This is a genomic window from Streptomyces sp. JB150 (assembly GCF_011193355.1).
Lineage (GTDB): Bacteria > Actinomycetota > Actinomycetes > Streptomycetales > Streptomycetaceae > Streptomyces.
Window position 1 is genome coordinate 3,092,940 of sequence record NZ_CP049780.1, and the last position, 12,961, is coordinate 3,105,900.

Here is a 12,961-nt window from a genome sequence, read left to right on the forward strand (position 1 = left end):
CCCTGGGCGGGCCGGTGTGCGTCCGGCGGGCGCGGCGCGTGGCGGGGCGGCGTTCCCTGGCGGGGCGGGCGGACCCAGCGCCGTTTCCGGGGCTCAACGGGTCCAGTGCGCCCCAGCGGGCCGGTGCGTCCTTGGCGGGGCGCCGGGCCGGTGCGTCCCCGGCAGGCGCGGGCCCGGTGCGCATCCGGACGGTCCGTGGCGTCCCCCCGGCAGGCGCGGGCCCGGACGGTCCGTGGCGTCCCGGGTGGGGCGGTGGGGCCGGTGGGTTTTCAGCGGACGGTGGGCTCCTCGTCCTCCGGCTTGCGCACCGCCGTGCGTGACAGGAACAGGCCGAAGACCGGCGGTGACGCCTGGAGCATCTCCAGGCGGCCTCCGTCGGCCTCCGCGAGGTCGCGGGCGACGGCGAGGCCGATGCCGGTGGAGTTGCGGCCGCTGATGGCGCGCTCGAAGATTCGGGCGCCGAGGTCGGCCGGGACGCCGGGGCCCTCGTCGGTGACCTCGATGACGGCCTGGTTGCCGGTGACGCGGGTGCGCAGCGCGACCGTGCCGCCGCCGTGCATCAGGGAGTTCTCGATCAGCGCCGCCAGCACCTGGGCGACCGCGCCCGGCGTACCCACCGCCTTCAGATGCCGCTTGCCGGAGCTGACGATCGCGCGCCCCGCCTGGCGGTAGGCCGGGCGCCACTCGGCCAGCTGTTGCTGGATGACCTCGTCGAGGTCGAAGGTGACGGCGGAGCCGGTGCGCGGGTCGCGCGAGTTGGTCAGCAGCCGTTCCACCACGTCCGTCAGGCGCTCGACCTGGGTGAGCGCGATGGTCGCCTCCTCCTTCACCGTGGCCAGGTCGTCGGTGAGGGTGATCTCCTCCAGGCGCATCGACAGCGCGGTGAGCGGGGTGCGCAGCTGGTGGGAGGCGTCGGCGGCGAGCCGTCGTTCGGCGGTGAGCATCCGCGCGATGCGTTCGGCGGAGGCGTCGAGGACGTCGGCGACCCGGTCCAGCTCGGGGACGCCGTAGCGCTTGCGCTTGGGCCGCGGGTCGCCGGAGCCGAGGCGTTCGGCGGTCTCGGCGAGGTCGGTGAGCGGGGAGGCGAGCCGGTCGGCCTGGCGCAGCGCCAGCAGCACCGCGGCGATCACGGCGAGCAGCGCGACCGCGCCGATGATCAGCAGGGTGCGCCCGACCTCGCGGAACACCGCCGAGCGGGGCTCCTGGACGGTGACCGTCTCGCGCTGGTCCCCGGTGCGGGTGGCCTCGATGACGTCGCCGTCCGGCTTCTGCCCGATCTCGATGGGCGCCTGGCCGGGGATGCGGATCACGGCGTACTGATCACCGCCGAGCTGGTCGCCGAGCAGGTCGGCGCTGATCTTCTCGGCGGCGAGGATCCGGCTGTCCACGATGCTGGCCAGCCGGACGGCCTCCGACTCGACCCGCTCCTTGGCGCTCTCGCTGATGGTGCGGGTCTCGACGATGACGAGGGACACGCCGAAGACGGCGATCACGACGAGCACCACGGCGAGCGTGGACTGGATCAGTCGGCGGCGCATCTTCTCTTACTTCTGTGAGGGAGCCCGAAGGGAGCCCGGGGCCCGCGGCTCAGCTCTTCTCGAAGCGGAAGCCGACACCGCGGACCGTGGCGATGTACCGCGGGTTGGCGGCGTCGTCGCCCAGCTTCTTGCGCAGCCAGGAGATGTGCATGTCGAGGGTCTTGGTGGACGACCACCAGGTGGTGTCCCAGACCTCGCGCATCAGCTGGTCGCGGGTGACGACCCGGCCGGCGTCGCGCACCAGCACCCGCAGCAGGTCGAACTCCTTCGCGGTGAGCTGCAGCTCCTCGTCGCCCATCCAGGCGCGGTGCGACTCGACGTCGATGCGCACGCCGTGGGTGGCGGGCGGCTGCTGGGGTTCCGCGGAGCCGCGCCGCAGCAGGGCCCGGACCCGGGCCAGCAGCTCGGCGAGGCGGAACGGCTTGGTGACGTAGTCGTCGGCGCCCGCGTCCAGGCCGACGACGGTGTCCACCTCGTCGGCGCGCGCGGTGAGGATCAGGATGGGCACGGTGTGGCCCTCGGCACGCAGCCGGCGGGCCACCTCCAGGCCGTCCATGCCGGGCAGGCCGAGGTCCAGTACGACCAGGTCGACGCCGCCCTGGATGCCCGCGTCCAGCGCGGTGGGTCCGTCCTCACGCACCTCGACCTCGTAACCCTCCCGGCGCAGCGCGCGCGCCAGCGGCTCCGAGATGGACGCGTCGTCCTCGGCGAGCAGTACACGGGTCATGAGCTGATGGTAGTCCCAGCGTGACAAGAGACGGGGGGTGATCGCGGCCTTGCTTCTTACCGTCCTCCGCACCGGTTCTTACCTTGGTACGGACCTGCATCTGCGAGGTGCGATCCTAGTGGTGACCTTCGAATGCGGTCCTGCGGTTCCCGCGACACCTGTGATCCGCGTCTCAAGTCCTTCCATATCCGGCAGTGTCCTGCCGTATGGTGATTGGACGCCTGTAGCACGCGGGGACCTTTGGCGGCTGTCTTGACGCTGAAGGTCTCTTTTGTGTGCGGGCTGGTCTAGACCATTTCTGGGCCGGCCTCGAAAGGAATGACCTGTGGCCGGGCCTCGCGCGCAGTGACGCACGCGGGGCGTGGATCCCGGTGGACGCCGTCCGCCGCTTCGTGATCCGGAGCGGAAAACCCCTGGGCGTGGGGCGGACGTGTTCGCTCGTGCCGGTGCCGGCTCCCCCACCGGGCGCGCAACGCTCCACTCGCGCGTCCCGACCAGCAAGGAACGACCATGGCGTCCAGCCTGACGAAGGACTCGGCCCGACCGGGCACTCCCGGTTCCGAGAAGACCTTCTTCGGCCACCCCCGCGGACTGGCCACTCTCTTCATGACCGAGATGTGGGAGCGGTTCTCCTACTACGGCATGAGGGCACTGCTCCCCCTCTACCTGGTCGCCCCCGCGGGTCTCGGCCTGGACGAGGGCACGGCGATCGCGATCTACTCCGTCTACGTCTCGACGGTGTACCTGCTCGCCATGCCGGGCGGCTGGTTCGGTGACCGCGTGTGGGGTCCCCGCAAGACGGTCGCGGTCGCGGGCTCGGTCATCATGGCCGGCCACCTGGTCCTGGCCCTGCCCACCGACGGCACCTTCTACTTCGGCCTGCTGCTGGTGGCCATCGGCTCCGGCCTGCTGAAGTCGAACATCTCGACCATGGTGGGCCACCTCTACGACGGCCCGAACGACCCGCGCCGCGACGGCGGCTTCACGGTCTTCTACATGGGCATCAACCTCGGTGCCTTCGCCGCGCCGCTGATCATCGGCACCATCGGCCAGAAGGTGAACTGGCACCTCGGCTTCGCGCTGGCCGCCCTCGGCATGGCGCTGGGCCTGGCCCAGTTCCTGCTCGGCAGCCGCCACCTGTCCGACAGGTCGAGCGTCGTGCCGAAGCCGCTCAGCGTCCAGGAGCGCAACTCCACGCTGCGCAAGGCGATGATCTGGCTGCTGATCGCCGCGGTCGCCTACACGACCCTCGTCGTCACCGGCCACTACACCCTGCGCTGGGTGATGGTGCCGCTGATGATCATCGGTCTGCTCATCCCGGTCGGCGTCCTCGTGCGGATTAAGGTCGACAAGGAGCTGACCGCCGTCGAGCAGTCGAAGGTCTCCGGCTACATCTGGTTCTTCGTCGCCGCGGCCGTCTTCTGGATGATCTACGACCAGGGTGGCTCGACCCTGTCGCTCTTCGCCGACAAGCACGTCGACACGCACGTCTTCGGCTGGGAGTTCCCGGTCTCCTGGTTCCAGTCGGTCAACCCGGTCCTGGTCATGGCCCTGGCCCCGGTCTTCGCCGCGGTCTGGCTGTCGCTCGCCCGCAGCGGCAAGGAGCCGAGCACGATCGTCAAGTTCGCGGGCGGTCTGGTCCTGGTCGGCATCTCCTTCTTCGTCTTCCTGCTGCCGCTGGTGGCCGCGGGCAGCGGCAAGGTCTCGCTGTGGTGGATCGTGCTGATCTACTTCTGCCAGACGACCGGTGAGCTGATGCTGTCCCCGGTGGGTCTGTCCGTGACCACGAAGATGGCCCCGGCGAAGTACGCCTCGCAGATGATGGGTGTCTGGTTCCTCGCCGTCACCGCGGGCGACGCCGTCACCGGTCTGCTGTCCGAGTTCGGCGTCGACCTCAACAAGACCGGCGTCGTCGCCGCCGAGGCCGCTCTCGCGGTGCTCGCCGGTGTCGCGGTCTGGATGTACCGCAAGCGGGTCAAGGAGCTCATGGGCGACGTCCACTGACGCGCCTCCCCGGCTCCCGGAGGGCCGTCCGCATCACGTGATGCGGACGGCCCTCCGCCGTTCCCCGGCTTGCGCGGGGCCCGGTGGGCACCGGGCCCGGCGAACGGGTGGCGTCCGGCGGGGGGCGCCACGCTGGGAGGGGGGCGGGGTGCCGGGAGGGGGCGGGTGCCGGTGACGTCGTACGGCTGTGCAGTACGGCTGGGCGGCAGGGCGCGCGCGTGCCGGTGACGTACGGGTGGGCAGGACTGCGCGCGGTCGCGGCGTACGGCTGGGCAGGGCGCGCGTGCCGGTGACGTCGTACGGCTGTGACGTACGGGTGGTCAGGGCGCGGGGCAGTCGGCCGCGGGGACAGGTTCGCCCGTATCTGGCTGAAAACGACTGGTGCTCGCCGAGGGGACAGGGGTGGCGTCGGCGGTGGGCCGGGCCGCGATGGGCCGGGGAGTGCGGCCGTGGCGGGCCGGCCGGCGGCGTGCGGGTGGGCAGGGCGAGCCGCCGGGGGGCGGGCCGGGGCCGCGCGGGCCTCGGCCGGCCCTGGGTTACGCCGGGGCGCCCAGTTCGGCCCAGACGGTCTTGCCGGCGACGCCGGGGGCGCGGACGACGCCCCAGTCGAGGCAGAGGCGCTGGACGATGAACATGCCGTGGCCGCCGGGGCGGCCCGCGCGGTGGGGGGTGCGGGGGGCGGGCTGGCCGGTGCCGCGGTCGGAGACCTCGATGCGGATCACCTTGTTGTCGCAGGAGATCGACATCTCGTCCGGGCCCTCGGCGTGCAGGCAGGCGTTGGTGACCAGCTCGGAGACGACGAGCAGCACGTCCTCCGCCGCGGCCCGCTGGTCCGCGCTGGAGGCCGGCAGCCAGCCCCACGCGTACAGCGCCTGGCGGGCGAAGTCGCGGGCCATCGGCACGACGCCGGCCTCACCGGCCAAGCTCAGCCTGCGGACCTGCCGTCCCTGCGAGGAGGCGGGCACGCCCCCCTCCGGCACCCCGGAAGCGCCGCTGGGCTCCGGGCCGCGTTCGCCCGGCGGGTAGGGCCGGGTGGTGCTCATCAGCGCTTCACCTCACCGATTCACCAGTTCACGATTCAAGAGTTCCTTACGGGTGCCGAACCAGAGTGTCTCCTGCCCGAGTGGGCCGGATGGACACCCCCTTTTTCGGCACACACACCCTTTCGGCACCCCCCGGTCACAGCGGGACCCGACAGCGCGCGCTCAGCCGACGTCGCCCTCCGGGAGGGCGGCCTCGAGGGTGTCGTGGACGGTGAAGACCGCCTCCGCTCCGGTGATCTCGAACACGCGCGCCACCACCGGCTGCATCGCGGCGAGGTGCACCCCGCCGCCCGCGGCCTCCGCCTTCAGGCGGGCACCCAGCAGGACGTTCAGCCCGGTGGAGTCGCAGAACTCCAGCCGTGAGCAATCCACGACCAACCGGTTGAAGCCCTTGGCGAGGCATTCCTCGAGTGGCTCGCGCAACAGATCGGCGGTGTGGTGATCGAGCTCACCCGCCGGAGTCACAACGGCACTGGAGCCCGCTTCCCGCACCTCCACCAGAAGTCGGCCCGACTGTGCGCTGCCGACCGTCCCGTGGTCCATGCCGTCTCTCTCCCGAGGTCGTGGCTGCTGACTGTTCGCCCTCGAACACTACGCCTTCCTGGCGCTCTTCGACAGCCGACCATTCATGCGAAAACGGACATACTACCACAGAACGCACTTGCGGTCTCTTCGGAACAACCGATAGGGCTAGGAGGAACGCGTACCCGACACGGCCGGCTTTGGAGGCGCCGCACACCGCAGTGCACGTACTGGCTTCGGCAGCCATATGCCGAGAAACGATGGAGGACATCATGTCACCCCGGCTCGACGAATCGCATACCCATCAGGCGACGTCGACACCCCCTCCGGAACATCTGGATCCCATCGCCCCCGACGGCGTCACCGCAGACGCCCTCACCGGACTCCCGGAGATCCCCCCGTACGACCAAGTGGCCCCGGAGGACGCCCGGGCCCTGTCCAAGACCCTCTTCGAGCGGCTGGAGTCGCTGGAGGAAGGCACACACGAACACGCCTACGTCCGCAACACGCTCGTCGAACTCAATCTCGCCCTGGTCAAGTTCGCCGCCTCCCGGTTCCGCTCCCGCAGCGAGCCCATGGAGGACATCATCCAGGTCGGCACGATCGGCCTGATCAAGGCGATCGACCGCTTCGAGCTCAGCCGCGGCGTCGAGTTCCCGACGTTCGCGATGCCAACCATCATCGGCGAGATCAAGCGGTTCTTCCGCGACACCTCCTGGTCCGTGCGCGTCCCGCGCAGGCTTCAGGAACTGCGGCTCGACCTGGCCAAGGCCGGTGACGAGCTGGCGCAGCGGCTGGACCGCGCGCCGACCGTGGCCGAACTGGCGGAGCGGCTCGGCATCTCGACCGACGAGGTCGTCGAGGGCATGGCCGCGTCCAACGCCTACACCGCCTCGTCGCTGGACGCCCAGCCCGAGGAGGACGACAGCGAGGGCGCGCTGGCGGACCGCATCGGCTACGAGGACCACGGGCTCGAAGGCATCGAGTACATCGAGTCGCTCAAGCCGCTGATCGCCGAGCTGGCGCCGCGGGACCGCAAGATCCTGTCCCTGCGGTTCGTCGCCGGTCTGACCCAGTCGGAGATCGGCGAGGAGCTGGGCATCTCCCAGATGCACGTGTCCAGGCTGCTGGCACGCACGCTGGGGCGGTTGCGCAAGGGGCTGACGGTCGAGGAGTGACCTCCCGCGCGCGGCGGGACCGGACTCCTGCCCCGCGCTGTCCCGTCACTCGCGGAAAACTCCTTCCCCACGGGTCCCCTTTCTCCCCTGTGAGCCGTCAGACCCGCCGGTTGGTGACGCCACCGGCGGGTCTGACGGCTGAGGAGGCGGGGGCGGACGGGTCGGCCAGGACGACGGTCACGGTCCCGGGAACCGGGCGGGCCGTGAGGGCGCACGGCGGAGGTCGCGTCGTGAGGGCGCACGGCGGAGGTCGCGTCGGCGCGTGAGCGCGTGAAAGGGCGCCGCCCGGTTGCGCGGGCGCGCAGGTTCCGTTCCGAACCGGCGTCAGACCACGCGGGTGCCGCGGCGCCACACGCCGGTGACCAGGGGAACGCCCGGCCGGTAGGCCAGGTGCACGTGGCTGGGGGCGTCGAGCAGGATCAGGTCGGCGCGGGCTCCCGGGGTGATGCGGCCGATGTCGGTGCGGCGCAGGGCCGCCGCGCCGCCCGCCGTGGCCGACCAGACCGCCTCGTCGGGGGTCATGCCCATGTCCCGGACGGCGAGGGCGATGCAGAACGGGACGGACGAGGTGAACGACGAGCCCGGGTTGCAGTCGGTGGACAGGGCGACCGTCACCCCCGCGTCGAGCAGCCGGCGGGCGTCCGGCCACGGGGCGCGGGTGGAGAACTCGGCGCCGGGCAGGAGCGTGGCGACGGTACGGCCGCTCGCGAGCGCGTCGACGTCGGCGTCCGTCAGGTGGGTGCAGTGGTCGGCGCTGGCCGCGTCCAGCTCGACGGCGAGCTGGACGCCGGGACCGTACGACAGCTGGTTGGCGTGGATGCGCGGGTGCAGGCCCTTCGCCTTGCCCGCGGTGAGGATCGCGCGGGCCTGGTCGCCGTCGAAGGCGCCCTGCTCGCAGAAGACGTCGATCCAGCGGGCGTACGGCGCGCAGGCGTCCAGCATCTCGCCGGTGACCAGGGAGACATAGGCGGCCGGGTCGTCGGCGTGGTCCGGGGGGACGATGTGGGCGCCGAGGTAGGTGACCTCGTCGGTGTGGGCGGCGGCGATCCGCAGGGCGCGGGCCTCGTCGGCGACGGTCAGGCCGTAGCCCGACTTGGTCTCGAAGGTGGTCGTGCCCTGGCGCAGCGCCTCGGTGAGGTAACGGGTGAGGTTCGCCTCCAGTTCCGCGTCGGAGGCGGCGCGGGTGGCGGCGACGGTGGTGCGGATGCCGCCCGCGCTGTAGGGCCGCCCGGACATGCGGGCGTTGAACTCCTCGGTGCGGTCGCCGGAGAAGACCAGGTGGGAGTGGGAGTCGACGAAGCCGGGGAGGACCGCCCGGCCGCCCGCGTCGACCCGATTGTCAGTGGCGGGTGCTTTGCTTGCTTCACCGGTCCACGCGACGCGGTCGCCGTCGATGACGACGGCCGCGTCCCGGACCAGTCCGAGGGGGGAATCGTCACCGAGGGAGGGGTCGTTGGTGACCAGAGCGGCGATGTTGGTGATGAGCGTGCTCGCGGTGCTCGCGGAATGGGCGGGGCTGACGGTCGTCGCGTTGCTCATGGCGTCCTTGGTGGCCTGGTCGGCGGTGGGATCGGGGGCGGGGGACGAGGCGGGTGCGCTGCCCCGGTTCATCCGCGCAGGGCTGCGACGGCGTCCGCGAGGGCTCCCGGCACATCCGGCACGAGGGAGTGCGCCCCGTCCCGCACGACGTGCCGGCCTGCCACGACCGTGTGCGTCACGTCCGCTGCCGACGCGGCGAATACGGCCGTCTCGGCCCCGAGCCGCACAGGCGGCCCTGCCGTCCTGACCGTGTCGAGCGCGATCGTCGTGAAGTCGGCGAGCGCGCCGGGCTCCAGGGTGCCGGCGTCGGTCCAGCCGAGGGCGGCGTGGCCGTCGGCGGTGGCCGCCCGCAGCAGGGCGGCGGCCGTCCAGTGGCCGCGGGTGCGGCTGCGCAGCCGCTCGTTCAGCTCCATCGCCCGCGCCTCCTCCAGCAGGTTGATCACGGCGTGGCTGTCGGAGCCGAGGCAGAGCGGGGAGCCCTCGTTCTGGAGGGCGACGGCGGGTCCGATGCCGTCGGCGAGGTCGCGCTCGGTGGTCGGGCACATGCAGGTGCCGGTGCCGGTGGAGCCGATGAGGGAGATGTCCTCGGCGGTGAGGTGGGTGTTGTGCACGCCGGTGGTGCGCGGGCCGAGCACGCCGTGCTGGGCGAGGAGCTGCGCCGGGGTGCACCCGTGGACTTCCCGGCAGGCGTCGTTCTCGGCGGTCTGCTCGGACAGGTGCACATGCAGCGGGGCCCGCCGCTCGTCGGCCCAGCGGGCCACGGTCGCCAACTGGTCCGCCGGCACGGCCCGTACGGAGTGGACGGCGGCCCCGATCCGCGCGTGATCGCGTTCCTTGAGACCTGAACAGCGTTCGGCCCAGGCTTCGGCGTCGCCGTCGGAGAAGCGGAGCTGATGGCGGTTGGGCGGCTGTCCGAAGCCGGCGGAGAGGTAGGCGGTGTCGAGGAGGGTGATGCGGATGCCGGCTTCGGCGGCGGCCGCGATCAGGGCCTCGCCCATCGCGTTGGGGTCGGCGTACGGGGTGCCGCCGGGGGCGTGGTGCACGTAGTGGAACTCGCCGACGGCCGTGATGCCGGCGAGGGCCATCTCGGCGTACACCGCGCGGGCCAGGGCGTGGTAGGTGTCCGGGGTGAGCCGGTCGGCGACGGCGTACATGACCTCGCGCCAGGTCCAGAAGGTGCCGCTGCCGACCTGGACGGAGCCGCGCAGGGCGCGGTGGAAGGCGTGGCTGTGCGCGTTGGCGAGGCCGGGCAGGGTGAGGCCGCGCAGCACCTCGGCGCCGGGCGGCGGGGTGCCGGTGCCGGTCCGGACGGCGGTGATGCGCCCGTCGTCGGTCTCCAGGGCCACGCCGGACTCGACGCGGTCGCCGAGCCAGGCGTGCTCCAGCCAGTAGGTCGCCTTGGTCACGTGCGGGCCAGTCCTTCCAGTACGTCGGCGAGGGCGAGCACCCCGGCCACGCAGTCGTCCTCGGTCGCGGACTCGGCCGGGGAGTGCGAGACACCGGTGGGGTTGCGCACGAACAGCATGGCGGTCGGCACGGTCCCGGAGAGGATCCCGGCGTCGTGTCCGGCACCCGTGCCGAGGACGGGGACCTTGAGGTCGGTGTCCGTGCCGAGGATGCGGGCGAGTTCGTCGCGCAGGGCGTGGTCGAACTCGACGACGGGGGTGAACGACTCGCGGACCACGTCGAGGTCGACGCCGTGCGCGGCGGCGTACTCGCGGGCGGCCCGCTCCACGCCGTCCACCACCGTGTCGAGGGTGCCCTGGTCGGCGGCGCGGGAGTCGAGCCAGCCGCGCACCAGGGAGGGGATCGCGTTGACGCCGTTCGGCTCCACGGCGATCTTCCCGAAGGTGGCGACGGCCCCGGCGAGCCGGGCCTCGCGGCGGGCGGCGAGCACGGTCTCGGCGTACGGCAGCATGGGGTCGCGCCGGTCGGCGAGGCGGGTGGTGCCCGCGTGGTTGGCCTCGCCGCGGAAGTCGAACCGCCAGCGCCCGTGCGGCCAGATGGCACTGGCGACGCCGACGGCGTCCCCGGTCAGGTCCAGCGCCCGGCCCTGCTCGACGTGGAGCTCGACGAACGCGCCGATGCGGGCGAGGCGTTCGGGGTCCGGTCCGATGGCGTCGGGGTCGTGTCCGGCGGCCTCCATGGCCCGGGCCAGGGTGACGCCGTCGCCGTCGGTGAGGCGGTGGGCCTGCTCGCGGCCGAGCCGGCCCGCGGTGAGCCGGGAGCCCACGCAGGCCAGCCCGAAGCGGGCGCCCTCCTCGTCGCCGAAGTTGACGATGGCGAGCGGCTTGGCGAGCCGTGCGTTCCTGCGGCGCAGCTCGTCCAGCGCGGCGAAGGAGGACACCACTCCGAGCGGTCCGTCGAAGGCCCCTCCGTCGGGCACGGAGTCCAGGTGCGAACCGGTGACGACGGCGTCCCCGGCGGCGGGGTCCCCGAGCCAGGCCCACTGGTTGCCGTTGCGGTCCACCTCGTACGCCAGCCCCCTGCTCCGGGCCTGCTGCTCGAACCAGGCCCGGCACTCCCGGTCGGCCCCGGTCCACGCGAACCGCCGGTAGCCGCCGGAGCCGGGGTGCCGCCCGATGGGCAGCAGCTCCCGCCACATCTCCTGGAAGGAGGGCTCGCTCACGTGTCGTCACCCTCACGCATCGGCACCCGCACACCCCGCCGCTCGGCCACCGACTCCGCGATGTCGTAGCCCGCGTCGACGTGCCGGATGACGCCCATGCCGGGGTCGTTGGTCAGCACGCGGCGGATCTTCTCGCCGGCGAGCGGGGTGCCGTCGGCGACGGTGACCTGGCCCGCGTGGAGGGAGCGGCCCATGCCGACGCCGCCGCCGTGGTGGAGGGAGACCCAGGACGCGCCGGAGGCCACGTTGACCATGGCGTTCAGCAGCGGCCAGTCGGCGATCGCGTCGGAGCCGTCCAGCATCGCCTCGGTCTCGCGGTACGGCGAGGCGACGGAGCCGCAGTCGAGGTGGTCGCGGCCGATGACGACCGGCGCGGACAGCTCCCCGCTCGCCACCATGTCGTTGAACCGCTCGCCGGCCTTGTCCCGCTCGCCGTAGCCGAGCCAGCAGATGCGCGCGGGCAGGCCCTGGAAGTGCACCCGCTCGCCGGCCAGCCTGATCCAGCGGGCCAGGGACTCGTTCTCGGGGAAGAGCTCCAGGATCGCCTTGTCGGTGCGGGCGATGTCGGCCGGGTCGCCGGAAAGCGCCGCCCAGCGGAACGGGCCCTTGCCCTCGCAGAACAGGGGCCGGATGTAGGCGGGGACGAAGCCGGGGAAGGCGAACGCCCGGTCGTATCCGGCGAGTTGGGCCTCGCCACGGATCGAGTTGCCGTAGTCGAACACCTCGGCGCCGGCGTCCTGGAATCCGACCATGGCCTCCACGTGCCGGGCCATGGACTCGCGGGCGCGGGTGGTGAACCCGGCGGGGTCCTTCGCGGCGTAGGCGGCCATCTCGTCGAAGGCGACGCCGGCCGGGAGGTAGGACAGCGGGTCGTGGGCGGAGGTCTGGTCGGTGACGATGTCGATCGGCGCGCCCATGGCGAGCAGCTGCGGCACCAGCTCGGCGGCGTTGCCGAGGACGCCGATGGACAGCGGGCGGCGCGCGTCACGGGCCTCGGTGGCGAGCCGGAGGGCGTGGTCGAGGCTGTCGGCCCGCACGTCGAGGTAGCGGTGCTCGATGCGGCGGTCGATGGCGCGCGGGTCGCAGTCGACACAGATCGCCACGCCGTCGTTCATCGTCACGGCGAGCGGCTGGGCGCCGCCCATGCCGCCGAGGCCGGCGGTGAGGGTGATCGTGCCGGCGAGGGTGCCGCCGAACTTCTTGGCGGCGACGGCGGCGAAGGTCTCGTAGGTGCCCTGGAGGATGCCCTGGGTGCCGATGTAGATCCAGGAGCCGGCGGTCATCTGGCCGTACATGGTCAGACCCAGCTGCTCCAGGCGGCGGAACTCCTCCCAGTTGGCCCAGTCGCCGACGAGGTTGGAGTTGGCGATGAGGACGCGCGGCGCCCACTCGTGGGTCTGCATGACGCCGACCGGGCGGCCGGACTGGACGAGCATCGTCTCGTCCTGCTTGAGCCCCTTCAGGGTCCGCACCATGGCGTCGAAGGAGCGCCAGTCGCGCGCGGCCTTGCCGGTGCCGCCGTAGACGACGAGCTTGTCGGGATGCTCGGCGACCTCGGGGTCGAGGTTGTTCTGCAGCATCCGCAGGGCGGCCTCCTGCTGCCATCCCAGGGCGCTCAGTTCCGTGCCGCGCGGCGCTCGGACGGGGCGGGGTCCTGACATGGCGTGCCTCCTGACGGACGACGATCTTTGTTTCTACGGCTATTCACATCCTGACGCCATGAATAGACCTAGTCAATACAACGGTGTCCCGGCGCGGGCGCGCTGCGGATGTTTCGCTGG

Annotated in this window: 10 protein-coding genes; 2 read left to right on the forward strand and 8 right to left on the reverse strand. The window is 72.3% G+C overall.

The genetic code is table 11. The annotated features are described in order from the left end of the window. Nucleotides 1-269 precede the first annotated feature (269 nt). Both G7Z13_RS14485 and G7Z13_RS14490 read right to left on the reverse strand, forming a co-directional pair. The gene (locus G7Z13_RS14485; RefSeq protein WP_165999444.1) at nt 270-1,538 is read right to left on the reverse strand and encodes an ATP-binding protein; all 1,269 of its coding nucleotides are present in this window, start codon (nt 1,536-1,538) and stop codon (nt 270-272) included. A 49-nt stretch (nt 1,539-1,587) separates the two neighbouring features. Beyond that, nucleotides 1,588-2,265, reverse strand: coding sequence for a response regulator transcription factor (locus G7Z13_RS14490; protein WP_043501447.1), 678 nt, complete (start codon nt 2,263-2,265; stop codon nt 1,588-1,590). A gap of 510 nt (nt 2,266-2,775) precedes the next feature. Between G7Z13_RS14490 and G7Z13_RS14495 the strand changes: the two genes are divergently transcribed. After that, nucleotides 2,776-4,269, forward strand: coding sequence for an oligopeptide:H+ symporter (locus G7Z13_RS14495; protein WP_165999446.1), 1,494 nt, complete (start codon nt 2,776-2,778; stop codon nt 4,267-4,269). Between the two features lie 536 nt (nt 4,270-4,805). On the opposite strand, the gene G7Z13_RS14500 is transcribed toward G7Z13_RS14495, so the two are convergent. Together G7Z13_RS14500 and G7Z13_RS14505 are read right to left on the reverse strand one after the other, a co-directional pair. Next, nucleotides 4,806-5,312 (reverse strand): ATP-binding protein, encoded by a 507-nt coding sequence (locus G7Z13_RS14500; RefSeq protein ID WP_165999448.1) that lies wholly within the window; start codon nt 5,310-5,312, stop codon nt 4,806-4,808. Nucleotides 5,313-5,474: 162 nt separating this feature from the next. After that, on the reverse strand, nt 5,475-5,855 hold the full coding sequence (locus G7Z13_RS14505; protein WP_165999450.1) for an STAS domain-containing protein: 381 nt from the start codon (nt 5,853-5,855) through the stop codon (nt 5,475-5,477). A 251-nt stretch (nt 5,856-6,106) separates the two neighbouring features. Between G7Z13_RS14505 and G7Z13_RS14510 the strand changes: the two genes are divergently transcribed. Continuing rightward, nucleotides 6,107-7,012 carry an RNA polymerase sigma factor SigF gene (locus G7Z13_RS14510; protein ID WP_206313071.1) on the forward strand — a complete coding sequence of 302 codons (906 nt, stop codon included), beginning with the start codon at nt 6,107-6,109 and terminating at the stop codon, nt 7,010-7,012. A 324-nt stretch (nt 7,013-7,336) separates the two neighbouring features. Here the strand turns inward: G7Z13_RS14510 and hutI are convergent, their stop codons facing one another. Genes hutI through hutU form a run of 4 tightly spaced genes read right to left on the reverse strand, consistent with a single transcriptional unit; the run spans nt 7,337 to nt 12,841 of the window. Further along, nucleotides 7,337-8,623: an imidazolonepropionase gene (gene hutI / locus G7Z13_RS14515; RefSeq protein ID WP_165999453.1), complete on the reverse strand. Its 1,287-nt coding sequence runs from the start codon at nt 8,621-8,623 to the stop codon at nt 7,337-7,339. Beyond that, nucleotides 8,620-9,957 carry a formimidoylglutamate deiminase gene (locus G7Z13_RS14520; protein ID WP_165999455.1) on the reverse strand — a complete coding sequence of 446 codons (1,338 nt, stop codon included), beginning with the start codon at nt 9,955-9,957 and terminating at the stop codon, nt 8,620-8,622. The genes hutI and G7Z13_RS14520 overlap by 4 nt, the downstream gene beginning before the upstream one ends. Next, entirely contained in the window at nt 9,954-11,156 is a 1,203-nt protein-coding gene (locus G7Z13_RS14525; RefSeq protein ID WP_166004950.1) for an allantoate amidohydrolase, read from the reverse strand. Before G7Z13_RS14525 ends, G7Z13_RS14520 begins: the two co-directional genes overlap by 4 nt. Before the next feature lie 20 nt (nt 11,157-11,176). Beyond that, entirely contained in the window at nt 11,177-12,841 is a 1,665-nt protein-coding gene (gene hutU / locus G7Z13_RS14530) for a urocanate hydratase (RefSeq protein WP_165999457.1), read from the reverse strand. Nucleotides 12,842-12,961: the final 120 nt, after the last annotated feature.

Coding starts and splice junctions, on each gene's coding strand:
- G7Z13_RS14485 (WP_165999444.1), bottom strand. CDS start 1,538: ATGCGCCGCCGACTGATCCAGTCCACGCTCGCCGTGGTGCTCGTCGTG.
- G7Z13_RS14490 (WP_043501447.1), bottom strand. CDS start 2,265: ATGACCCGTGTACTGCTCGCCGAGGACGACGCGTCCATCTCGGAGCCG.
- G7Z13_RS14495 (WP_165999446.1), top strand. CDS start 2,776: ATGGCGTCCAGCCTGACGAAGGACTCGGCCCGACCGGGCACTCCCGGT.
- G7Z13_RS14500 (WP_165999448.1), bottom strand. CDS start 5,312: ATGAGCACCACCCGGCCCTACCCGCCGGGCGAACGCGGCCCGGAGCCC.
- G7Z13_RS14505 (WP_165999450.1), bottom strand. CDS start 5,855: ATGGACCACGGGACGGTCGGCAGCGCACAGTCGGGCCGACTTCTGGTG.
- G7Z13_RS14510 (WP_206313071.1), top strand. CDS start 6,107: ATGTCACCCCGGCTCGACGAATCGCATACCCATCAGGCGACGTCGACA.
- hutI (WP_165999453.1), bottom strand. CDS start 8,623: ATGAACCGGGGCAGCGCACCCGCCTCGTCCCCCGCCCCCGATCCCACC.
- G7Z13_RS14525 (WP_166004950.1), bottom strand. CDS start 11,156: ATGTGGCGGGAGCTGCTGCCCATCGGGCGGCACCCCGGCTCCGGCGGC.
- hutU (WP_165999457.1), bottom strand. CDS start 12,841: ATGTCAGGACCCCGCCCCGTCCGAGCGCCGCGCGGCACGGAACTGAGC.